The sequence below is a fragment of the Corallococcus sp. CA054B genome (genome assembly GCF_003611625.1).
Classification (GTDB): Bacteria; Myxococcota; Myxococcia; order Myxococcales; family Myxococcaceae; genus Corallococcus; species Corallococcus coralloides.
In genome coordinates, this window is the sequence record NZ_RAVY01000075.1 from 17,884 (window position 1) to 39,944 (window position 22,061).

A 22,061-nucleotide genomic window follows, 5' to 3' on the forward strand; every position below is an offset into this window, starting at 1 on the left:
GGGCGAGGACCGTGGGGATGGACTTCGAGAAGCATCAGAATCTGCACACCATTGTCATGTTGAGGGATGTCATCCGCAAGTGGTGGCAGGTGGAGCTTTCGTTCGCGGATCGCAACGGCCTGGTGCACGACTGGCAGCGCGGGGATTTCATCCCGCCGCCCAACGACTTCTGCCGCCACTCGCTGGGGGCGCGGGAGGGGATGCGGCGGTGTGCCCAGTCGGTGCGGGTGCTGCATGAGAAGTTCAAGGCCGCCAAGAACCTGCGCCGCTCGCTCTTCCACGACTGCCACCTGCGCCTGTCCATCGTGGGCGCGCCGCTCTACATCCGCAACGAGTACGAGGGCTTCCTCTTCGTGGAGGGCTTCGCCCGGCAGCCGCTCACGCCCGGAGACGGACAGGTGCTCCTGGGCAAGATGCGCGACATCGCGCCCGGGGCGATGCTGGAGCTGGAGGGCGCGGCGGAGCGCGTGCCGGTGCTGGACGGCTCGGAGCTGAGCAAGCTGTCGGACCTGCTGGAGTTCGCGGTCACGGAGATCGCCAACCAGGAGGTGGAGCTCACGCGCAAGGAGGAGACCATCCAGTCCATGGCCTCCGAGCTGTCCAACCGCTACCGCTTCGAGAAGATCATCGGCCGCTCCGGGGCCATGAACGAAGTCTTCCGCCTGATGGAGAAGGTGGCCCACTCCGACTCCACCGTCCTCATCAACGGCGAGTCCGGCACGGGCAAGGAGCTGGTGGCGCGCGCCATCCACCACAACGGCCCGCGCAAGGACAAGCCGTTCGTCGTGCAGAACTGCTCCGCCTTCAACGACAACCTGCTGGAGAGCGCTCTCTTCGGTCACACCCGCGGCGCCTTCACCGGCGCGCTCAAGGACAAGAAGGGCCTCTTCGAGGTCGCGGACCAGGGCACCTTCTTCCTGGACGAGGTGGGCGACATGTCTCCCGCCCTCCAGGTGAAGCTCCTGCGCGTGCTCCAGGAGGGCACCTTCCTGCCCGTGGGCGGCACCCATTCCCGCGAGGTCGACGTGCGCGTCATCGCCGCCACCCACAAGGACCTGGGCGAAATGGTGAAGCGCGGCGAGTTCCGCGAGGACCTCTTCTACCGCATCAACGTCATCCGCCTGCAGCTGCCGCCCCTGCGCGAGCGCAAGGACGACCTGCCCGTCCTCATTGACCACTTCCTGCGCAAGCACCACCGCGAGGGCCAGCGCGCGCGGGGCCTGGCGCCGGAGGCCCTGGGCATCCTGGGCGCCTACGCGTGGCCGGGGAACATCCGCGAGCTGGAGAACGAGATCGAGCGGCTGCTCGTGCTGGGCGGCGAGCTGGAGACCATCCCCGCGGAGCTGCTCTCCAGCCGCATCCGCGACGCCGTCGTCCCCGGCGGCGGGCCCTTCATCGCCCCTCGCGCCCACGGAAAACTGCACGAGGCGGTGGAGTCCCTGGAGAAGGAGATGATCCACCAGGGCCTGGTGCGCACCCGCTACAACAAGAGCCGGCTGTCGCGTGAACTGGGCATCAGTCGCTCCAACCTCCTCTTGAAGATCTCCCGCTACGGGCTGGACAAGGGCATCCCCGAAGGACTGGACACGGACGAGGTGGAGGCGTGAGCGCGCCGCATGGACAGGCGGTTTCCTTCCGGCAGGACTCGCTGCGGGTGCCGGACGGCGCGGACCTCTACTACCAGGTGCGGGGAGACGGCTCCCCGGGCATGGTCCTGTGTGACGGCCTGGGCTGTGACGGCTTCGCGTGGAAGTACCTCCTGCCCTACCTGGGCCGGCGCCACCGCGTGCTGCGCTGGCACTACCGGGGCCATGGCAAGAGCACCGTTCCCACGGACCGCACGCGCATCGGCATGGCGTACACCTGCGACGACCTGGCGCGGGTGATGGACGCGGCGCAGATGGACAAGGCCGTCCTCTTCGGCCACTCCATGGGCGTGCAGGTGGCGCTGGAATTCCACCGCCGCTACGCCCGGCGCGTGGAGGGGCTGGTGCTGGTGTGCGGCAGCTACGGAATGCCGCTGGACACCTTCCATGACTCCACGCTGCTCAAGCGCCTCTTCCCGACCTTGAGGGCCGCGGTGGAGCGCTTCCCCCGGCACACCGCGCGCATCGTGCACGGGGCGCTCACCACGGAGCTGGTGGTGCAGCTGGCCATCCGCCTGGAGATGAACCCGGACCTCATCGCGCGCAACGACCTGGCCCCGTACTTCACCCATCTGGCACGGATGGACCCCGTCGTCTTCGTGCGCACCCTGGACTCGCTGGCGAACCACACCGCCGAGGACCACCTGAAGCACGTGGACGTGCCCACCCTGGTGGTCGCCGGGGAGAAGGACCGGTTCACCCCCGGCTGGCTGTCCCGGAAGATGGCCGAGCGCATCCCCTCCTCTGAGCTCCTGATGATTTCCGAGGGCACCCATACCGCCCCACTGGAAGTCCCGGGCCTGGTGGAGCTGCGGGTGGAGCGCTTCCTGAGAGAGCGGCTGGGAGTGGAGACCGCGGAAATTCCCCCAAAGGTGGGATAAGCGCCCAGCAGGCAGGGGGGCTGATTGTTTGCCTGCTGGACACCCGCCTTCATTGCAGGTGGAAAGCCCCCGGCATATAAGCCCCCGCCTTCCGGGTTCCGGTGGGATTGAGAAACCCCGTTCTGGGCGTCTCTCCTCGCACCTTCATTTCCGTTAGTTTGGTCCTGATGATCTCTCGCGAAAACATCCGCAACGTCGCCATTGTCGCCCACGTCGACCACGGCAAGACCACCCTCGTCGACCACCTGCTCCGGCAGGCGGGGACCTTCCGCTCCAATGAGCACGTGGCCGAGCGGGTCATGGACTCGAACGACCTCGAGCGCGAGAAGGGCATCACCATCCTCGCGAAGAACACTGCCGTCTCCTACAAGGGGATGCAGATCAACATCATCGACACCCCGGGCCACGCCGACTTCGGTGGCGAGGTGGAGCGCGGTCTGCGCCTGGTCGATGGCGTCATCCTGCTGGTGGACGCGGCCGAAGGGCCCCTGCCCCAGACGCGCTTCGTGCTCAGCAAGGCGCTGGCCATGGGCCTGAAGACGGTGCTGGTCATCAACAAGATCGACCGCCAGGACGCCCGGGCCAAGGACGTGCTGGACCTCGTGTACTCGCTCTACATCGACCTGGGCGCGAACGAGGAGCAGCTGGAGATGCCGGTCCTCTACACCGTCGCGCGCCAGGGTCAGGCCTCCACGTCGCTGGACGTGCCGGGCAAGACGCTGGAGCCGCTGTACGACGCCATCATCAAGCACATCCCGCCCCCGCCCGCGCCGCCGGCGGAGCAGACGACGCTGCAGCTGCTCGTCGCCAACCTGGACTACGACGACTACGTCGGCCGTCTGGCGGTGGGCCGCGTGCAGGCGGGCCGCATCACCCCGAACATGCCCGTGTCCGTCGTCCGCGAGGGCGGCAAGGTGCAGCAGGGCAAGATCGTCAAGCTGTTCGGCTTCTCCGGCCTGAAGCGCACGGAGATCCCGGACGCGGGCCCGGGTGAGATCGTCTCCATCGCGGGCATCGAGGAAATCAGCATCGGCGACACCATCGCGGACCCCGAGAAGCCCGTGGCGCTGCCGCGCATCACCGTGGACGAGCCCACGATGATGATGATCTTCAAGGTCAACGACGGGCCGCTGGCGGGCAAGGAGGGCAAGTACGTCACCTCCCGCAACCTGCGCGAGCGCTTGTACCGCGAGGCCTACCGCAACGTGGCCGTGCGCGTGGAGGACACCGCGACGCCGGACGCGTTCCGCGTGGTGGGCCGTGGCGAACTGGCGCTGGCGGTCATCATCGAGAACATGCGCCGCGAGGGCTACGAGCTCACCGCCTCCAACCCGGAGCCCATCACCAAGGAAATCAATGGGCAGCTGCACGAGCCCATGGAGCTGCTCTTCTGCGACGTGCCGGAGAACAGCGTCGGCGCGGTGACGGAGCGCCTGGGGCCCCGCAAGGGCCGCATGACGGACATGGCGCAGCTGGGCTCGGGCCGCACCCGCCTCCAGTTCCGCATCCCCGCGCGCGGCCTCATCGGCTTCCGCTCGGAGTTCCTCACCATCACGCGCGGTGAGGGCATCATGAGCAGCCAGTTCGACGGCTTCGAGCCGTGGTTCGGCTACATCCCGAAGCGCGCCAACGGCGCGATGGTCTCCGACCGCCTGGGCGACACGGTGCCGTACGCGCTGTTCAGCATCCAGGAGCGCGGTCAGCTCTTCGTGGGCGCGGGCACCACCGTGTACGAGGGCATGATCATCGGCGAGCACGCGCACCCGTCCGAGCTCAACGTCAACTGCTGCCGCGAGAAGAAGCTCACCAACATCCGCGCCGCCGGCCGCGACGAGAACGTCATCCTCGTCCCGCCGCGCGAGATGGGGCTGGAGAAGGCCCTGGAGTGGATCGCCGACGATGAGCTCATCGAGGTGACGCCCAAGTCCATCCGCATGCGCAAGAAGGCGCTGGCCGTGGGCGAGCGCTACCGCGCCGAGCGCGACCGCAAGCGCGAGGAGCGCGCCGAGGCGGAGTAGTCCTTCCGTCGAGACGCCTGAAGCTTCCAGGGGCCGTCACCTTCGCGGGTGGCGGCCCCTTCTTCGTTCCGGCTTCAGAAGCCGAAGCGGACGAGCCGGGCGCGGTACGGCGTGGAGTTGCTCCGGCTCCCCTGGTCGTCCCAGCCCTTGAACTCCACGTCGTCCAGGAGCCGCTCCGTCTGGCCGTTGACGGTGACGGCGTTGATCAACGGGAGGCTGATGGAGCCCACGTTGCGGCCCGCGAGCTGGTTGCCGGGGTCCAGGACCTCCTGCCGGCCCTGGGAGCAGCTGTCGGTGAAGTAGCAGCCCCGGTCGCAGGCGGCCTTCGAGTTGTAGGCGCCGTGCTTGTTCCCGGCCACGTAGATGCGCGGCGCGCCCCGGTACGCCCCCGCGTACTCGAGCTGCGCGTAGCCGTACCAGCCCGACGAGTCGCACGCCGTCTCCAGGTGCGCGGACAGGAAGGCCTGGTCCAGGTACCAGCGGCCGTCGGTGTAGTGCACGTCCAGCACCTGGAACTCGGAGTCCCCGTCGTGGGCGAAGACGTTGAAGATGCCCAGGCTGGGGATGCCATGGTCCTCTTGATACGCGGCCAGGTAGAAGATGCGCAGCGTGCGCAGGGCGGAGTTGAGCGGACGCACCGCGAAGTACGGCCGGCGCGCCACGCCCTTCTCGCCTTGCGCAATCCACAGCGTGGGCATGAAGGCCGCGGCCACCTGGAGCTCGCAGCTGTCGCTCACGCCGTCGCCATCCGCGTCCGGCGACTGGCCCCAGCACGCTTCCGCGGACGGCAGGTTCGGGATGCCCTGCGCGAGCGCGGGGACGGACAGCAACGACAGCACCAGCACCCACACACGGGCATGGGAACGGAGAACGGGGGTCATGGGCTTACCTGGAAAGAGCCGCGAGGGTGACTTTCAGGGTGAGCACACGACCGACGGAGCTGAATCCGCCCGCCAGGCCGGGGCACCTGTCCGACGTCCGTCGAAGCGGTAGTAGAAGCGCGCCAGGACACGGACGTCCCGGAGGAGGCGCCAAGGCGGGTGGAGTCGAACGCGGGAAAGCCTCGGGGCCTGCTGTATCCCCGGCCGGATCCCCGGCACTTCGAGCACGTCCGCGTCCTGCCCGCGGAGGACCTGCGCCCGTGGGTCGAACACTTCTGGGCCGTGCGGTGGGACCTGCGCGGACAGCCGCCCTACCTCCAGCAGAGCCTCAGCCACCCGTCCGTGCACTGGGCCTTCCAGGACGGCACCTCCCGCGTGGGAGGCCCGCCCCCGGGCCGCTTCTCCATCACGCTGGAGGGGCTGGGCGGCGTGTTCAGCATCAAGTTCCGGCCCGGCGGCTTCTTCCCCTTCGTGGGCACGCCGGTGTCCGCGCTCACGCGGCGCGCGGTGTCACCCGGAGACCTGCTGGGCCCGGAGGCGCTGGCGCTGGAGGCGGCCATCCTCGCCACCGACGTCACGCGCGACGCGGACCGCGAGCGCATTGCCCTGGCGGAGGCCTTCCTGCGGGCCCGCATGCCCGCGCCGGATCCGAACGTGGCGCGGGTGCAGGGGCTCGTCACGCGCATCCTGGAGGACCGCGCGGTGACGAAGGTGGAGGACCTGCTCACGCCCGGAGGCCCGGGGCTGCGCACGCTGCAGCGGCTGTTCAACCGCTACGTGGGCATGAATCCCAAGTGGGTCATCCAGCGCTACCGCCTGCATGAAGCCGCGGAGCGGCTGCGCGAAACACCGCCTCCGGAGCTGGCGCGGCTGGCGCTGGAGCTGGGCTACTTCGATCAGGCGCACTTCATCCGCGACTTCCGGCGCATCGTGGGCCGCACGCCCGCCGGATACGCCCGGTACGGGAGGGAACGACACACATGAAGACGATTGGATTGCTGGGCGGGATGAGCTGGGAGTCCTCGGCGGAGTACTACCGGCTGATCAACGAGCACGTGAAGCGGGAGCTCGGGGGCCATCACTCCGCGAAGGTCGTCCTCTACAGCGTGGACTTCCAGGAGATTGAACACGCCCAGAGCGCCGGCCGCTGGGACGACGCGGCCCGCATCCTGTGCGACGCCGCCCGGGCGCTGGAACGCGCGGGGGCCGAGGCCCTGGTCCTGTGCACCAACACCATGCACAAGCTGGCGCCGGAGCTGACCTCCGCCATTCGCATCCCCTTCCTGCACATCGCGGAGGCCACCGCCCAGGAGGTCCTCCGCGCCAACGTGAAGACCGTGGGCCTGCTCGGGACGCGCTACACGATGGAGCAGGACTTCTACAAAGGCAGGCTCGCCGGGTCAGGCCTGGAGGTCCTGGTGCCCACCGACGCGGAGCGCCAGGTGGTCCATGACGTCATCTACCAGGAGCTGTGCCTGGGCCAGGTGAAGGCCGTCTCGCGGGAGCGCTACCAGCGCATCATGGAGGGCCTGGTCCGCCGGGGCGCCCGGGGAATCATCCTGGGCTGCACGGAAATCACCCTGCTGATCAAACCCGGCGACGCGTCAGTGCCGCTGTTCGACACCACGGCCATCCACGCCATGAAGGCCGCCGGGTTCTGTCTGGGCGCGTAGTCCGTTTCAGAACGTGTACTTCACGCGCGGGAACACCGCGAACGTCATGATGTTGGGCCCGATGATGTAGCGCCCGAGCAGGTCCGCGCCCACGGAGAAGTGGTCGAAGGACGTCGCGTACTCGATGCCGATGCCCAGGCCCGCGTTGAAGGCGTTGATGGACTGCCCCGGATCGCCGTCTTCCGGATCCACCGGCCGGGGCTCCAGGCGCGTGTAGCCCGCCGCCACCTTGGGCGTCAGGTAGAAGCGATTGGCCAGCCGCACGTGGTAGGCGGCCGTCAGGTCGCCAAAGGCCACGGTGAAGTTGTCCGACAGCGCGCAGACGTTGGAGTCCGGCAGGTAGCCCGCGAAGCAGTTCTGCGCCGACGAGCCCAGCGCGAAGTGGGCCCCCAGGGAGATCTGCTCCGTCAGGTCGTACCCGATGCCCAGCTGCACGTACGACTGCGCGTTGGAGTAGCTGTTCTCGCCGCCCACCGTGAAGAACACACCGAGGTCGGTCTCGGTGAAGAACCCCCGGCGCGGCTCGAACGGCACGCCCTCAGGCGGCGTGGCCCCCAGGGCCGGCGTCGACAGCGCGAGCGCGGCCAACAGCAGCGACTTCCTCACGACTCCTCCCGTCACGTTGTCCTCCTGCTCCCTCGCACGCCTGGGCAGCAGTGGCACGGACAGTAGTGACGGCGGGCACGAAACGGCAGCGGGGAAAAACGAAAATGGCGTGGACCGTTTCGTCCACGCCATTTCGGTCTTCCAGTCTACGAATCCCTACCGGCCTGCCGTTACTCCGCGGCGTCAGCGCCCGAGGGCGAGAACAGCCAGGGGTACGTCACGTTCACCACGCCGCCGCCCTTGGGCTCCGGGAACTTCCAGCGGCGGATGCGGGAGATCATGCACTGCTCCGCGGCCGCGCTGCCCAGCGTGGACTCGGACACGCCGGCGTCCGCCACCGCGCCCGCCGGGTCGATGGTGAAGGCCACCGCGACCTTGCCGGCCAGCGACGGGTTCTTGTTCAGCTCCGACTCGTAGCAGTACTTGATCTCGTTCTGGTGCCGCCGGATGACCTTGGCGATGACGTCCTTGTCCAGGCCGCCAATCACCGTCGTCTTGCCGGGGATGACCTTGGTGACGGACTTGCCACGGCCGCCCAGGTCGATGCCGCCGGACCCGCCCGTGCCCCGGCCGTTGCCCTGGGTGCCCAGGCCGCCAATGCCCAGCGCCGTGCCGCCACCGCCGTTGCCCGTGCCACGCGAACCCAGGCCGCCCACGCCGTGCGCGTCACCCATGGCCGCGCCGCCCTTGAGGCCGCCCAGCGAGTTGTTGATGCCGGTGCCGATGCCGCCCGGACCGAACACGTCGGAAGCGCCACCCTTCATGCCCTTGAGCGCGCCGAGCAGGCCCACCTTGCCCACCACCTGGCGGTCCTTCTCCTTCTTGGACTTGTCCACCACCGGGGTGCCCGGCTTGGAGGGCGCGGCCTCCTCCTGCTTCGCCTCCTGCTTGCCGAACTTGCCCTCTTCGTCCTTGGCCTTGGCCCCCTCCTCCACGCCGGAGAGCTGGAGCTTCTTCGCCTCCACCTTCTTCTCCGGGGCGATGAGGAACTTGGCCACGCGCTGCTGGGACTCGAAGACGTCGTCCGCGGACTTCGTCTCCGTGTGCGGCGTCAGCACCATGGCGGTGACGAACGCCGCCGCCGCGAGCAGGCAGATGGCGGCGATCTTGAAGAAGCCGAAGTCGCGGTCGGACAGCGACGTCGCCAGGATGGCCGGCGACGGCTTCACGTAGCGCATCACGAACGCCACCGTGCCCAGCGACACCTCCGCCCGGTCATGCAGGCCCAGGGTGAAGAGCTGCTCCTGGTCCGCCGTGGCGGTGTTGAGCTGGCCCGCGGCGCGCAGCGCGTCCTTCGTGCGGACATCGCCGTTGTTGGTGACGAAGACGCCAGAGCCCGCCGGAGCGCGCAGCTCCAGCTTGTCGCCCTTGCTCACCGCGAGCACGTGGCGCTTGCCCACCTGCGGCGAGAACACGGTGAAGGTGTTCTTCGCGGCCTCGCCGATGGTGACCGGCGCGCCGTCCTTGAAGTGCTGGACCTCCAGCATCTGGTCGCCCCAGAGCATGGACACCTGGAGCACCTTCGCATCCGGCGTGGGCTGCGCGTCCCGGGGCAGCGGCTCCTGCAGGTGCGGCGGAGGCTGCGGCTTGCGGGCCGCGGCCACCTGGGGAGGCGTGGCCTTGCGCGCGGCCACCGGAGGCGGCGGAGGGCCGAACACCGGGGTGGACGTCACGTTCGGGGACACCTGCGTGCCCAGCGCGCCCGCCGGAGCGGAGCGCGGCGTGCTCACCGTGCCCACCACGTTCGTGGGCGCGGCGTTCATCGCGGGCCGCGGAGGCGGAGCCTGCCGCATGTTGGGAGGCACCGGGGCCGCGTGCGGCACTGGTGCCGCCGGGGGCATCACCGGGCGCTGCTGGAACACGCCGGGCTGCGCCACCGCCGCCGCCGGAGCCACCGGCCGGGGCGCGTCTCCGAAGAGCACCTCCACCCGCGAGGTGCCCACCGTGAGCACATCCCCGGGCTTGAGCGCCGTGGGGATGATGAGCTTCTGCCCGGACACCTGGGTGCCGCCTTCACTGCCCAGGTCGATGGCCGTCACGGAGCCATCGTTGTCCACCTTCAGCATCACGTGGAGGTTGGACACGCGCGGATCCTGAATCTTCACCGCCGCCTGGGCGCCCGACCCCACGATGACACTCTCCGCCTCCGAAACCGTCTCCTGGATGGAGCCGTCCGGGGTGGTGATCCGAAGCGTCAATCCGTTTTTTCTCGCCGCCGCCATGAAGTTCTTCCTTCTTCCCTTCCCGTCCCGAAAACGTTCAACGCCACCTGTGCCGTCTAGAGATTGTCCGCAGACTTCTGAAGCTCCGGGTCGAAGTTCTCCCGGACCTTGATGAGGCTTTGGAAATCCGTCTTCTTGCGGTTGAGGACGTAGGAGCCCTCCGGCTTCGTGAGCTCGCCCTCCACCGCCACATCCGTGAAATCAATCACCGTCTTCTTGCGGTACACGGTGCGATCCTCCTCCTGGATGATCTTCACCGAGTCCTTGCTGTCCTGAGCCAGGGCGGGAGCCGCCACCCCCAGCCCTCCCACCATCACCATCGCTGCCAGCAGTCGTTTCATGTGATGTCTCCGCCAGGCCCGCTTCGCGTATTCCATTGCAGGGCTCGCACCAACGCCAAGTCCCTGGATTCTAAGGGAGCCGCCCGGCCGCTTGCACCTGGGTGGCTAAAGGCGGGAAGAAAGTTCTCGTCCTTCCCGCCAAGACGACTGTTGTTTCTTCAGGGCGTCGGAGCAGGCGTCGGTGCCGTCTGTCCATTGCCGGACGCATCGTCGGACGCGGGGACAGCCGGCTCTTCCGCCGGAGCCTCCTGCTCGGGCGCGCTGGTGTCCTGGGGCAGCTGGTTCATCACGGACGAGCCCGCGCCCCCGGTGGCGGCGGCGTCCTTCTTCTCCTCGCCCTCGGCCTCCGCGGTGGCGGCCGGAGCCGGCGGCGGGTTCTTGAGCATGTTCTGCAGGCCGTTCACCTTGGCGGTGATGAGCTGCTTGTCCTGCTCCGTCGTGGAGGACAGCTCCTTGCAGCGGTCCAGGAACGCGATGGCCTTCTCGAAGGCCGCGCGCTCGGTCGCGTACGCCCAGCCCGCGCCGCACACCGCCTCCGGCTTGTCCGCGGCGCGCGCGAGCACCTTCTCGAACGCCTCGCCCGCGGCGACGCCCTTCTTCGGATCCAGGCCCTTCTGCCCGTCCAGCGCGTACGCCAGGTACAGCTGGCCCTCCAGGCCGTCCGGCTCCAGGGACAGGGCCTTGGTGAAGGCCTTCTCCGCGCCCGCGTAGTCGCGGTAGCTCAGCGCCAGGGCGCCCAGGTTGAGGTGGCCGGGCGCGAAGTTGTCATCCAGCGACACGGCCTTCTGGAACTGGGCCAGGGCGCGCGGGCGGTCGTCCATCTTCAGGTAGATCATCCCCAGCGTGTTGGAGATGGCCGGGTCGTCCTGCGCCACCTTGCGCGCGTTGATGACCAGCAGCTCCGCCAGGCGGTACTGGCCCCGGTCGTACGCCACCAGCGCCAGCGTCTTGTACGCCTCCGGGTTGTCCTTGCTGCGCGCGAGCACGCGCCGGCCGGTGGCCTCCGCCTCGTCCAGCTTGCCCGCCAGCCGGTACGTCGCGGCCAGCGCGTTGAGCACGGGCTCGTCGTGTTCATGGCCCGGCGTCTGGAGCGCCTTCGTGTACAGCGCGAGGGATTCATCCAGCTGGCCCGAGTGCCGGTGCATCAGCCCCAGGTTCATCACGGACGGCGTGTGCGCCGGATCCAGGGAGAGCACCTGCTCGTACGCCACGCGGGCGTCCGCCGGGCGTCCCTGCTTCTCCGCGATGACGCCCAGGTTGAAGCGCGCGTTGAGCGCCTTGGGCTGCTGGTTGACGACGGCCTCGAAGCCCTTGCGAGCGGCGTCCAGGTCACCGGCCTCGTAGGCCTTCAGGGCCTCGGCGAACTGGCCGTCCGCGTCGCCCTTCTGCGCCGCGGTGGGCGGAGGCGCGGCGGGGACCGTGACGGCGGGCTTCTCCACCGCGTTCATCGCGACGGGCGTGGGCCTGGGGCCCGTGGCGCAGGCCGTGGTGAAGGCGAAGGCGAAGGCCCCCGCCAGGAACATGCGCTTGGTGCGAAAGCCGTTCATCCCCGTCGTCCCCATCCCCTTCAACTGGCTGCTGATGTCGATGCTGTGGTTCGTCTTCACCGCCGCACCCCCTCGAGCGACGCGGTGGGCTCAGGCTTCGCGGGCTCCGTGCCCTCCGGAGTGGCGGCCGGCTTCGCGCCCTCGGCGGGCACCGCTTCCGGCACGGCGGGCTTCGGCTCCGCGGAGGCGCTGATGGGGCCGTTGAGGTCCTTCAGCACGCCCGAGGCGATGCGCGAATCACTGCTGCCCCGGTACGTCACCGGCTTCACCTGGGCGTAGGCGCCCGGGCGCAGGCGGTTGATCTGATCCTGCGCGGCCAGCGTCCACTCGCTGTAGATGCCCAGCTCGTAGGCCTTCTGGAGGCCCTTCTCCAGGGCCTCGCTGGACTTGTCCTCCAGCGGGAGCGCCAGGTTCTCCAGCTCGGCGCGGTACATGCTGAGCTGCTCCTCATCCAGACCGGAGGGGTCCGGCGAGTCCATGATGTTGCGCGCGAAGTCCGCGTACGCGAGGCCGATGCGGGTCAGCGCCGCGATGCCCCACTCGCCGGAGCCCGTGGCGAGCACCGCCGCGTACTCCTTCTCCACGCGCTGCATCTCCTTCTGCTTGTTCGTCAGGTCGCGGCGGATGGTGGAGACGCGCGTGAACTTGATTTCAGAGAAGCGCTTCCACGTGGGCTCCAGCGCCAGGAAGCGCGCGTGGCCGTACGCGTTGAGCACCGCGGTGTCCTTGCGCACGCTCTCCGAAAGCTTGTTCCAGCCGCGCACCAGCTCGTCCTGCGCCTTCTCCTGGCCGCGCACGTCCTTCATCTTCTGGTACGCGAGCAGCTCGTGGTACCGCGCCAGGTACGCCTGCCCCGCGGCGGTGCGCGAGTCGCGGCCGTAGTCCTCCACGAACCGGTTGAAGGCGCGGGCCGCGTCGCCCCACTTCTTCTCCTTCTCCCACACGAGGCCGATGGAGAACGCCACCTGCGGCACGTCCTTGCGGTCCTTGAAGCGCGCCAGGTAGGTGTTCCACGCGGTGACGGCCTTCTGGGACTCGCCCAGGCCGTCGTACCAGACGCCCGCGTTGAAGAGGGCGTCCGCCACCCACTCGCCCGCCGCGTCCACCTGCGCCTTGAGCTCGGCGGCCTTCTGCGCGCGCTTGGACTCCGCGTCCTCCGCGGCGCCCGGCGTGTCGTCCTTCTTCGCGACGGTGGTGGCCTTGGCCTTCTTCTCCTTGGCCTTCTTCGACTGCGCGTCGCGGGCCTTGATGGCCGCGTCGTACTCGGCCACGAAGGACTCGGACATCGCCGCGGCCTTCTTGAACTCGGCGACCTTCTCGTAGAGGCCGGACAGCGTGTAGCGCGTCTTCAGCTCGAAGGCGCTGTTCGGGTACTCCTTGAGGACGCGCTCGCCGGCGGTGATGCCCTTGTCCACCTCACCGGCCTCCTGCGCGATGACCATCGCGTAGGTGAGCGCGCGGTCCGCGTTCTCCGACTTGGGGAACTCGGTCACGAAGGTGAGGAACTCCTCGGCGGCCTTCGCCGGGTTCTTCTCCTTCTTGTAGACGACCTCGTCCACGTACTTGTACTGGCTGCCCTCCACCACGCGGGCCACGCGCAGGGCGAAGTCCGAGCCGGGCTTGGACAGCTTCTTGTTGCCCAGGAACTTGCGCGAGAGCGTGTTGAGCTCCTTCCACTCCTCGCGGCTCTCCAGCACGTACATGGTCAGGTCCGCGGCGTCGCGCGAGCGGCGCTCCTCCGGGAACTTCTCGATGATCTCCCCGAAGCGGCGGGCCGCGTCCACGAAGTGCGCGCGGTCGTAGAGGATGACGGCCGCCTGGTAGCGCAGGTCGATCTCATCCTGGTTGCCCGGGTAGAGGGTGTTGTACGTGTCACACGCGGCGACCAGCCGGTCCTCGAACTTCGTGAGCGGCTGCTCGGCCTGCTCCTTGGCGTCGCGCTTCACCAGCTTCTGCTTGGCGACGTCGCCCTTGTCCTTCTTCTCGTCGACCTTCTGGCCGTCCTTCAGGTCGCTCTTGGCAATCTGGCCGCGTTCAATCTTGACGAGCTTGTCGTACGCGAGCACCGCGTTGTACGAGGCGCTCTTGCGGTAGGCCTCGTTGGAGACCTCCTTCGCGGAGTCGCGGTCCGGGATCTTGAACGCCACCACGGCGTCGTACTCGGCGGCGGCGGCCTCCCACTCCTCCAGGGCCCAGAGGATCTCCGCGTAGAAGAAGCGGATGTTGAAGGCGGAGTCCGCCACGAACTCCGGGTTGTCGCTGGAGGCGAACGCGTCCACGTACTGCTTGTAGATGTCGCGCGCGAGCCGGTAGGTCTCCACCTGGCGCGTCTTCTGCGCCTCCTGGTGGTACTCGGTGACCATCACGCGCATGGCCTCTTCGGTGACGCTGAAGGCGTTGCGCAGCACGCCCGCGTTGCTGGCGTTGGCGGTCCACCACTCGCCACCCGGGCGGTAGAGGTCCACCATCCGCTTCATCTCCTTGCGGACCTGCTGACGCTGGCGAAGTCCTTCGAACGCGCGCACCACCGCCTGCTGGTACTCCGGCGCGTTCGCGCCCATGGGCGAATCGTCGATGAGCGTGCGGTACACCAGGATGGCGCTGTCGAAGTGGCCCGCGTCCACCAGGCCCGCGGCCGTCTTCGCGAGCAGCCGGCCCTGGCGCTTCGCCGGAGCCTTCTGCTTGAAGTAGGCGAGCGCCTCCTTCGGCTGATCCAGCTGGACGTAGAAGACAGTGAGGTCGTTGAGGGCCTCCGTGCGCAGGTCGCCCAGCTCCTCGCCGCGCTGGCTGGCGTAGTCCACCACCTCGTGCAGCTTCTTCAGGCCCGCGTCCAGGTCGCCCGCGTTGAAGTCACACCAGGACAGCTTGTACGTGGCGTAGGCGTAGATCTTCGGCACACCGGAGGCGCGCGCCTTCTCGTAGTTCTCCTTCGCGGGCGCGAGCTTGTTGTTCTCGAAGTAGTGGTTGCCCAGCTGGATGTATGCGTCCGGGACGAACTGCGACTTCGGGAAGTCGCGGATCAGCTCCTCGTAGCGCGCCACCGCGTCCTCGCGGCGGTTGAGCTCGTAGAGGTTGTAGCCCAGGGAGAAGAGGACCTCGTCGCGGGCCGGGTAGTCCGGGTACTCGCTGAGGATGGCCTCGTAGATGCGCATCGTCTCCGCGCGGTAGCGCTCGGAGTCGCGGTGGTCCTGCTCCGGCGCGGTGGCCTTCTCACCGCGCGCCACGGCGGCGTCGTAGGCCTTCTCCGCCGCGAGGAACTTCTCCATCTCCAGCTGGTAGAGGTACTTGGACTTCTCCCAGTAGAGCTCCGACAGGCGGTACTGCATCTCCGCCTTCTGCGTGGAGGTCTCCTGGAGCTTGGGGATGAGGCGCTTGAAGCCTTCGATGGCCTCGTCGCGCTTCTTGTCCGCGAGCGCGTCCTTCTTGGAGTCCGCGATGCGAGGCATGTCCGCGAACTTGGCCGTGGCGGGCTTCACCCGTGCCGGGCCCTTGCGCATGTCCTGGGGAGCGACGCCGGGTGGCAGCTCCGCCTTCTTCTCCGCCTCCTTGTCCTTCTTGCTCGCGGCCTCGGCCTTCCTGGCCGCGGCCTTCGAAGAGGACTTCTTCGTCGCCACCTTGCGCGGCGGTGCCGTCTCCTCCGCCGCCTCCCCCACCCCACCGGCCGCGAGCGCGACGCCCACCGCCAGTGCACCGAACCGAAGAACCACCTTCATGCGAGCTCCTGGAGAACCGCGCCTCGCCTGCCTGGGAAAACTTCTGCCCAGTTGGGAGGGACGACGGAAAGTAGACGCGGGTACCCAGAATGAGAAGTGGCCCGGAACGTGCCTTGTGCCCCGGCGTACGCGATCACGCCGAGCCAATTTCCAGGACTCAACATCACGTGAAGAGGCCCCGTCCCCCGTGACAAACGCACGGTGGCGGGGCCTCTTGGGCTGCTTCTCACGTCGGCCGGGTGCGCCCGGCTCCTACTTGCCTGCTTCTGCTGCCTACTTCTCCTGGCGAGCGGGGCAGCCCCGCTTGAGCGTGTACTGGTAGTAGCCGATCTCGTCGATCCAGAACTCGCCCTGGAAGCGCCAGTAGTTCCATGCAGCGCCGGGCATCTTCGGGCGGTAGAGCGTCTGGCGGGAGAGCAGCGCCTTCTGGTCCACGCCCTCGGAGAAGAGGTCCTTCTCATCCAGCGCCGTCTGCACGCGGATGATCTCCGCCTGGTCGGAGAAGGTGCGGAGGTTGTCCGCGGCCTCCTTGATGCGGTTCTTCGCGAGCGTGCCGCCCACCTGGAGCAGCGTGGTGCGGATGTCCTCGAGCGACGCCACCGTCTGCGCGGCGAACGGTGTCCCCTTCCACGGGCCCTCGCTGATGGAGCGCTTCTCCTGGTCCACGCGCGACAGGGTCCGCATCACTTCACGGATGCGCTCGTTGTTGCGGATCCACAGGTAGACGGCGCGCGGAAGGCGGCGGTTCTCGGAGGCCACCAGGTTGAAGGCGTTGATGGGCGCCACGTCCTCGCCGGTGAAGGGCTCCAGCTGCTTGGCCATGGGGCCGTAGCGCTCGTCGAACGCGGCGAGCGTCGTCTTCACCTCGTCGTAGAGGCACGAGTAGTAATAGACGGTGGACTTGAGGATCCACGACTCGGGCTGGAAGGCGCCCTCGAACTGCGGCGCGTGCAGCGCCTGGAGGCTGCCCAGCGCGCCGCCGAAGTCCTCGTTCTGGAAGCGGGCGAAGCCGTTCTCGAACAGGGCCTGGTCCCAGAAGCGCGCGTAGCGGGGCACGCCCTCGTACGCCTTCACCGCGTCCGCGTACTCACCGCGGCGGTAGTGCACGCGGCCCAGGGCCAGCAGCGCCAATTCGCGCGTCTCCGGCAGTTCCACCTGCGGTTCCTTCGTGTGGAGCACGGCCTGGAACGCGGCGATGGCCTCCTTGTCCAGCGCCTCCCCTTCCCCGGGACGCCCCGGGAAGCGCGGGTCGGCGAGCACGGTGCCCAGCAGGTAGCGGGCCTTCGCGTAGACGCGGCTGTCCGCGGGCACGGCCTCCAGCAGCGCGCGGGCCTCCTCGAAGCGCATGCGGCGCTGGCTGGCGGTGCCGACCAGGTAGTTGATGCGCGCCAGGACCTCCTTGGGCAGCGTGACCCACTGGTCGCGCACCTCGTCGGTGTAGGCCTGGTTGAGGATGCTGGGGATGAGGTTCTGCTCATCCAGCCGCTGCTGCATGTCCACCAGCCCCTCGATGGCCTTCAAGTACGAGGGGTGCTTGGGGCCGGCGTTGACGATGGCCGCGTAGGAGATGAAGGCCGCGACGGGCAGCTCCTTCTTGGCGAAGGTCTGCGCCAGATAGAACTCGGACTTGCCCTTCAGGTCCGCGTCCTCCCCTTCCGCCAGCTGCGCGAAGAGGGGGGCCGCGGTGTCCAGCTTGCCTTCGTTGAAGGCGGACAGCGCGCGGTTGTAGGTGCCCACGTCCTGCTGGGCGAGGGCCACCGAGGGCACGGCGAGGGGCCCGAGAACGACGAAGAGTCGGAGCAGTCGGGACATGGTTAGAAGAGCACCGAGAAGCCAGCGTAGAAGCTGACGTTGTTGAGGACGTCCGACGAAGGCTCGGCGACGAGGTCCCTCCCGAGGATGATGTCCTCGCGGTAGTTCTTCTTCGTCTTCGGGTCCACGCCGTCGAACTTGGACACCTTGCAGCTGCCGCTCAGGTTGAGTCCTTCGAAGGGCTGGTTGGCGGCACGCGCGGCCTCCAGCGCCTCGAAGTCCGCCAGGTTGCAGCCATCCACCTTGTCCACGCGCGCGGTGTAGATGAGGTCGCGGACCTCCAGGCGGAGGGCGTAGTGCTCACCGAACTGCACGCGGAAGCCGCCGCCCACCTCACCCAGGAACTTGTTGCCCGTGTCTCCGAAGCGCGCGGGCACCTGGTACGTCTGTCCGTCCACCTCGTTCGCCACCTCCGGGCGGATGAGGTGGCGCGTCTTGCCGAGGCCCGCGCCGCCTGAGAGCACCACGCTGAACTGCGCCAGCGAGTTGTTGAAGAAGGCGAACTTGCCGTAGAGCGGCGTGACTTCGACGCCCGCGTACGCGCCCCACTGGAGCAAGAGCGACGACGCGGCCTGCGCCTGCTCGCGCACCTTGTCGATGAGCTCCAGGTTGAAGTCGCTCTCGTCGGAGTACCAGTTGTACTGGCCGCCCACCTGGAGGGCGAAGTTCTCCTGCAGGTGGTAGACGTAATTCAGCGCGGTGCCCACGTGGTTGGTGAACTTGCCGTTCACCTGCACGGCGGCGGGGTACAGCACCAGCTCGTGCTTGCCCTCGTCCGCGAAGCGCTTCTTCTGGACGATGTGGACGTTGACGTTCGGGTTGTAGAGCGGCGCGCCATTCACCAGCCGCTGCTGCTGCGCGTCCGTGGTGCGCGGCGCCTCACCGGTGTCCAGCACCGGCGCGTCCGTGGGCTGCGTGGCGGCCGGAGCCTGGGCCCCGGACGGCTCGGAGGAGGACGGAGCGCGGTCCGCGGCGTCCTCGCCGGTGACGGCGGGCGCGGACGGCGTGGCCGGCGCGGCTTCAGGCTGGGACTGGGGCACGGCCGGCGCGTCGCGCTCGGTGCGCTGGCGCTCCGGCGGTTCGGCCGGTGAAGGAGAGGCCGGCGCGGTCGCATCCGGACCCGGAGCGGCCGGCGGCTGCGCCGGAGAGGCGCCTTGCGCGAACGCGAGGGCAGGCACCGCGGCAACGAGGAGCGCGATGGAACGGAAGGGTCGCATAGGAATGGGTCAGAAGGAGAAGGTGTAGCCGAGGTCGAACTGCACCAGGTGCGTGAGGCCCGGACTGCCGGCGGGCTCACCGGTGGTCCGGCCCGCCTCCCAGTCGTCGCGCAGCAGGTTCACGCGGTAGCTGTCCTTGAAGATCCAGTCGCGCAGCTCCAGCCGGATGCCGTGCTGCTCCTTGATGAAGAAGCGGAAGCCCAGCGCGGCGGACACCACCGGCGCCACGCGCGACTCCTTCACCCAGTAGTTCTCCGTGGCGCTGCCCCGGTCATCCACGGCCGTGCGGTTGTCACAGACGCCCGCGGCCCGGTCCACGACCTGGGTGCACTGGATGACGGACTGGCGCTTCAGGTTGGTGAGGCCGCCGCCCGCCCAGAGGTACGTCTGGAAGTGCACCGGGATGTCCGCGACGAGGGAGATCTTCCCGTAGATGGGAGCCCACCGCGCGCCGATGACGCCGTGCAGGCCCATCCGCCACATGTCCTCCAGCTCGTCCGTGACGCGCTTGTCCTCGCGGTCCAGGAAGGACTCGGAGATGGAGCGCGCCAGGCCCGTGTGGCGGCTGACGGCGTAGCCCGCGCGCGCCTCCAGCGCGAACGTGTCGAACAGGTTGTAGGCCAGCCCGACGTCGAAGAAGTAGTGCGCCGTCAGGTGCGTCTGCACGGGCAGGCCCACGGACAGGGACAGCTCCGGATGGCCCGCGGGCTTGTAGAGCCGGTTGCGGACGACCGCTGATTCCAGGACGCCGTCTTCCTGTGCGGCGGCGCCGAGAGCCGTCAGCGAGAGGCTCAGCGCGGCGAAGACGCGAAGCGTGCGTGCGTTCATATCTCCTGCCCGGCCCGGGGGTGGGCCGTTGGGTGATCCGGAAGGCAACCCGTCTGCTGGGACGGCGAGGCTCCGGCGTGGGACAGCGATGTGAGCACGGCGCCCATTCACCGCAAGCGGATCCCAGCGGCAGTCGGTAAAGTTTTCGCCCTTTGCCCCCAGGGCGACCAGCACTCAACGTTTCCACGGGGATGCGAGGCCTCCAGCCCCGCGCGCACGCGTGGAGACACAGCGCCCGGAAACGACGAACGCCCCGCCCGGCCACCCGAAGGTGCCCGAAGCGAGGCGTCGAATGGGGCGCTGTGTGAAGCGCCCCTGCGTCAGCGGCTGCGAATTACTTCGCGGCCTTGTGCTGCGCGCGCATGGCCACCTTGATGGAGGGGCGCACGATGACGATGCCGTCGTTGTGGCCGGCGACCGCGCCCTTCACGAGCACCAGGCCCTTCTCCACGTCCACGTCCACCACGGTCAGGTTCTGCGTGGTGACGCGATCGACGCCGTAGTGACCCGGCATCTTCTTGTTCGGGTACGTACGGCCCGGCGTCTTACGCTGACCGATGGCGCCCGGGTGACGCTGATACTCGTGCGTACCGTGGGTCTTGGTCTGCGAGCCCTTGAAGCTCCAGCGGCGCATGACGCCGGAGAAGCCGCGGCCCTTGGTCACGCCGGTGACGTCCACCAGCTCGCCCTTGGCGAACATGTCCGCCTTGACGGCGTCGCCCACGTTGAAGCCCGCGGCCTCCTCGGCCGTGACGCGGAACTCACGCAGGTGACGGCGCGGCGTGGCGCTGGCCTTCTTGAAGAAGCCGAGCTCCGGCTTGTTCAGGAGCTTCTCGCGGATTTCGCCGAAGCCCACGGTCACCGCGGAGTACTGATCCTTCTCCGGGGTGCGCTTGCCGACCACCAGACAGGTGTTGACGTCGATGACCGTCACCGGAACGAGGTTGCCCTCGTCGTTGAACACCTGGGTCATGCCGATCTTCTTGCCAATCAGACCCTTCACGTCGTCCTCACAGCGAGCGCCCGTGGCGCTGAAAGCCCAATGAAATCAATGAACTGAACTGGCCTACACGCGTACCCGCGGCCGCCAGGAAGCGGCGCAAGATAGCAAACACGACCCCTACGTCAAGCACCAAGGGTGGGCGTACCCCTCACTGCGCGACATCCAACCGCGGGTAGAAGGGGTTCAGCTGCCCGTCCGCGATGCGCTGGGCATACACCTCTTCGCCGAGGAGGAACAGGGCCTGATCCAGATAATCTTCCGCCCCCTTGATCTCCTCCTCCTTGGCGGCGATGGCCTGGTCGAGCTCCGCCATGCGGGCGTCGTGCTGCTGCTTCTGCTCTTCCGCGGCGTCCTCCAGCTCGATCAGGCGCTTGTGCGCCAGGATGCCGGCCGCGCCGGGCTGACCGGGGGTGGGCGTGAGGGCGGTCGCCAGCTGGGACTCCCAGTCCTCCACCTCGCGCGCCAGGCGCATCTGGGCGATGCGGTTCTTCTTGAGGTTCTGCTTGGCGGCGTCCAGCTTCACCGGATCCTGGGTGGTCATCTCCAGGTCCGCGAGCTTCGCCTCCAGCTTCTTGAGGCCCACGATGGCGTAGCGCAGGTCCGCACGGCGGGTGGCCAGCGTCTTGCGCAGCCCCTTCGCCTTGCCCTCCACCGCCGTCACGGCCTTCTGGAACCGGCCGGTGATCTGCTTCTGGACCGCGCACTCGTCCTCGTGCTGCGCCAGGAAGTCCTGATAGGCCAGATCCTCGTCGTTCATCTCCGCTTCCAGCGCCGCCAGCTCGTCCCGGCGCGCCTCCAGCACCTCTTCGGCGCGGTAGACGCGTTCCATGGAGCGGGGGCAGTTCGGCTTGCCCGGGAGGACGTCCCGGGCCAGGTCGCCGAGCTGGAAGATGAGATCGTTGTAGCTCTCCTTCGCCATGGGCTGATTCATACGCCCAAGACGCCAGGACTGTCACCGGCCGAGCGCGTTCCAAGCGCCCGGCCCGGCCTCCAACCTCAGGAATCCGCGGGAGCCGCGACGGCCTGGGACTCGCCCCGCCGCACCGCCGCCAGGGCCCCTTCCGCCAGGGCGAGCAGCTCCCGGGCGCGGTCCTGCTCCTCGGTCCGGTTCAGCTCGCACACCCAGGCGGAGGACAGGTCCGCGTGCTGGCGCGCCATCTCCGCGGTCGTCTCATAGCGCGCGGCCGATGCTCGGGCGAAGGCCCCCTCCCGCCGCAGCTCCAGGACCGTGTCCGGATCCAGATCGATCTCCTCTGGAGGCACCGGCAGCGGCCCGCGCCCCAGCGCCGCCAGGCGGGCCAGGAGCCGTGATGCATGGGCGCGGCAGAAGGCGGCCAGCACCATCAGGCGCGCCCGGACCCGCGCGTCGTTCATGCGCTCCGCCAGCCCCGTCATACGACGGGCCGACACCACTTCTGCCTCCCACGCGGCGGCCAGTGCGGCTGCCAGCCGGGTATGCCTCGCTCCCATCAGCGTCCCTCCCCCACCCTCGTGAGACGCAAGCTAGGAACGCTGTTGGTGCAATTCAACCGACCGCACGAGCAACCATCCAATAAAGCCCCACTCCCGCGAGGCAGATGGATGACAGGCGCACAACCTTCGAGTGCAAATGGGGCCTGCGCTGAACGATTCGCAGCACGGGGACCAGGAAGGCCACCACCGCCGCCTGCCCC

17 protein-coding genes are annotated in these 22,061 nt (G+C 68.5%); 5 read left to right on the forward strand and 12 right to left on the reverse strand.

From position 1 onward, the window contains the following. Positions 1 to 17 precede the first annotated feature (17 nt). The 3 genes from D7V80_RS19470 to typA all read left to right on the forward strand — a co-directional run bounded on the left by D7V80_RS19470 (position 18) and on the right by typA (position 4,545). Positions 18 to 1,607 carry a sigma 54-interacting transcriptional regulator gene (locus D7V80_RS19470; RefSeq protein WP_120589574.1) on the forward strand — a complete coding sequence of 530 codons (1,590 nt, stop codon included), beginning with the start codon at positions 18 to 20 and terminating at the stop codon, positions 1,605 to 1,607. Continuing rightward, positions 1,604 to 2,527 carry an alpha/beta fold hydrolase gene (locus D7V80_RS19475; protein ID WP_120589575.1) on the forward strand — a complete coding sequence of 308 codons (924 nt, stop codon included), beginning with the start codon at positions 1,604 to 1,606 and terminating at the stop codon, positions 2,525 to 2,527. Before D7V80_RS19470 ends, D7V80_RS19475 begins: the two co-directional genes overlap by 4 nt. Before the next feature lie 167 nt (positions 2,528 to 2,694). Beyond that, the gene (typA, locus tag D7V80_RS19480; RefSeq protein ID WP_120589576.1) at positions 2,695 to 4,545 is read left to right on the forward strand and encodes a translational GTPase TypA; all 1,851 of its coding nucleotides are present in this window, start codon (positions 2,695 to 2,697) and stop codon (positions 4,543 to 4,545) included. Between the two features lie 74 nt (positions 4,546 to 4,619). Here typA and D7V80_RS19485 read toward each other — a convergent pair whose 3' ends face one another. After that, on the reverse strand, positions 4,620 to 5,426 hold the full coding sequence (locus D7V80_RS19485; protein WP_120589577.1) for a hypothetical protein: 807 nt from the start codon (positions 5,424 to 5,426) through the stop codon (positions 4,620 to 4,622). A gap of 159 nt (positions 5,427 to 5,585) precedes the next feature. On the opposite strand from D7V80_RS19485, the gene D7V80_RS19490 reads away from it, so the two are divergent. Both D7V80_RS19490 and D7V80_RS19495 read left to right on the forward strand, forming a co-directional pair. Then, on the forward strand, positions 5,586 to 6,410 hold the full coding sequence (locus tag D7V80_RS19490) for a helix-turn-helix domain-containing protein (RefSeq protein WP_120589578.1): 825 nt from the start codon (positions 5,586 to 5,588) through the stop codon (positions 6,408 to 6,410). Then, on the forward strand, positions 6,407 to 7,099 hold the full coding sequence (locus tag D7V80_RS19495; protein ID WP_120589579.1) for an aspartate/glutamate racemase family protein: 693 nt from the start codon (positions 6,407 to 6,409) through the stop codon (positions 7,097 to 7,099). The genes D7V80_RS19490 and D7V80_RS19495 overlap by 4 nt, the downstream gene beginning before the upstream one ends. 6 nt (positions 7,100 to 7,105) lie before the next feature. On the opposite strand, the gene cglE is transcribed toward D7V80_RS19495, so the two are convergent. The 11 genes from cglE to D7V80_RS19550 form a co-directional block, all read right to left on the reverse strand. Continuing rightward, entirely contained in the window at positions 7,106 to 7,705 is a 600-nt protein-coding gene (cglE, locus tag D7V80_RS19500) for an adventurous gliding motility protein CglE (protein ID WP_120589588.1), read from the reverse strand. Between the two features lie 170 nt (positions 7,706 to 7,875). Beyond that, positions 7,876 to 9,927 carry a TonB family protein gene (locus tag D7V80_RS19505; protein ID WP_120589580.1) on the reverse strand — a complete coding sequence of 684 codons (2,052 nt, stop codon included), beginning with the start codon at positions 9,925 to 9,927 and terminating at the stop codon, positions 7,876 to 7,878. 56 nt (positions 9,928 to 9,983) lie between these two features. Next, complete coding sequence (locus D7V80_RS19510; RefSeq protein WP_014396056.1) at positions 9,984 to 10,268, reverse strand: hypothetical protein; 285 nt, start codon at positions 10,266 to 10,268, stop codon at positions 9,984 to 9,986. Between the two features lie 158 nt (positions 10,269 to 10,426). After that, positions 10,427 to 11,875, reverse strand: a complete 1,449-nt coding sequence (locus tag D7V80_RS19515) for a tetratricopeptide repeat protein (RefSeq protein WP_120589581.1) — start codon at positions 11,873 to 11,875, stop codon at positions 10,427 to 10,429. Further along, a complete protein-coding gene (locus D7V80_RS19520) occupies positions 11,872 to 15,528 on the reverse strand; it encodes a tetratricopeptide repeat protein (protein ID WP_120589582.1) in 3,657 nt (1,218 codons plus the stop codon). The genes D7V80_RS19515 and D7V80_RS19520 overlap by 4 nt, the downstream gene beginning before the upstream one ends. Before the next feature lie 273 nt (positions 15,529 to 15,801). Further along, positions 15,802 to 17,340, reverse strand: a complete 1,539-nt coding sequence (locus D7V80_RS19525; RefSeq protein WP_120589583.1) for a tetratricopeptide repeat protein — start codon at positions 17,338 to 17,340, stop codon at positions 15,802 to 15,804. A gap of 2 nt (positions 17,341 to 17,342) precedes the next feature. Beyond that, positions 17,343 to 18,557 carry an outer membrane beta-barrel domain-containing protein gene (locus D7V80_RS19530; RefSeq protein ID WP_120589584.1) on the reverse strand — a complete coding sequence of 405 codons (1,215 nt, stop codon included), beginning with the start codon at positions 18,555 to 18,557 and terminating at the stop codon, positions 17,343 to 17,345. 9 nt (positions 18,558 to 18,566) lie between these two features. After that, the gene (locus D7V80_RS19535; protein ID WP_120589585.1) at positions 18,567 to 19,385 is read right to left on the reverse strand and encodes an outer membrane beta-barrel domain-containing protein; all 819 of its coding nucleotides are present in this window, start codon (positions 19,383 to 19,385) and stop codon (positions 18,567 to 18,569) included. A 334-nt stretch (positions 19,386 to 19,719) separates the two neighbouring features. Then, positions 19,720 to 20,388, reverse strand: a complete 669-nt coding sequence (gene rplC, locus D7V80_RS19540) for a 50S ribosomal protein L3 (protein WP_120589586.1) — start codon at positions 20,386 to 20,388, stop codon at positions 19,720 to 19,722. A 148-nt stretch (positions 20,389 to 20,536) separates the two neighbouring features. After that, positions 20,537 to 21,307: a hypothetical protein gene (locus D7V80_RS19545; RefSeq protein WP_120589587.1), complete on the reverse strand. Its 771-nt coding sequence runs from the start codon at positions 21,305 to 21,307 to the stop codon at positions 20,537 to 20,539. A gap of 77 nt (positions 21,308 to 21,384) precedes the next feature. Next, entirely contained in the window at positions 21,385 to 21,798 is a 414-nt protein-coding gene (locus D7V80_RS19550; protein ID WP_223743187.1) for a hypothetical protein, read from the reverse strand. Between the last annotated feature and the right edge of the window lie 263 nt (positions 21,799 to 22,061).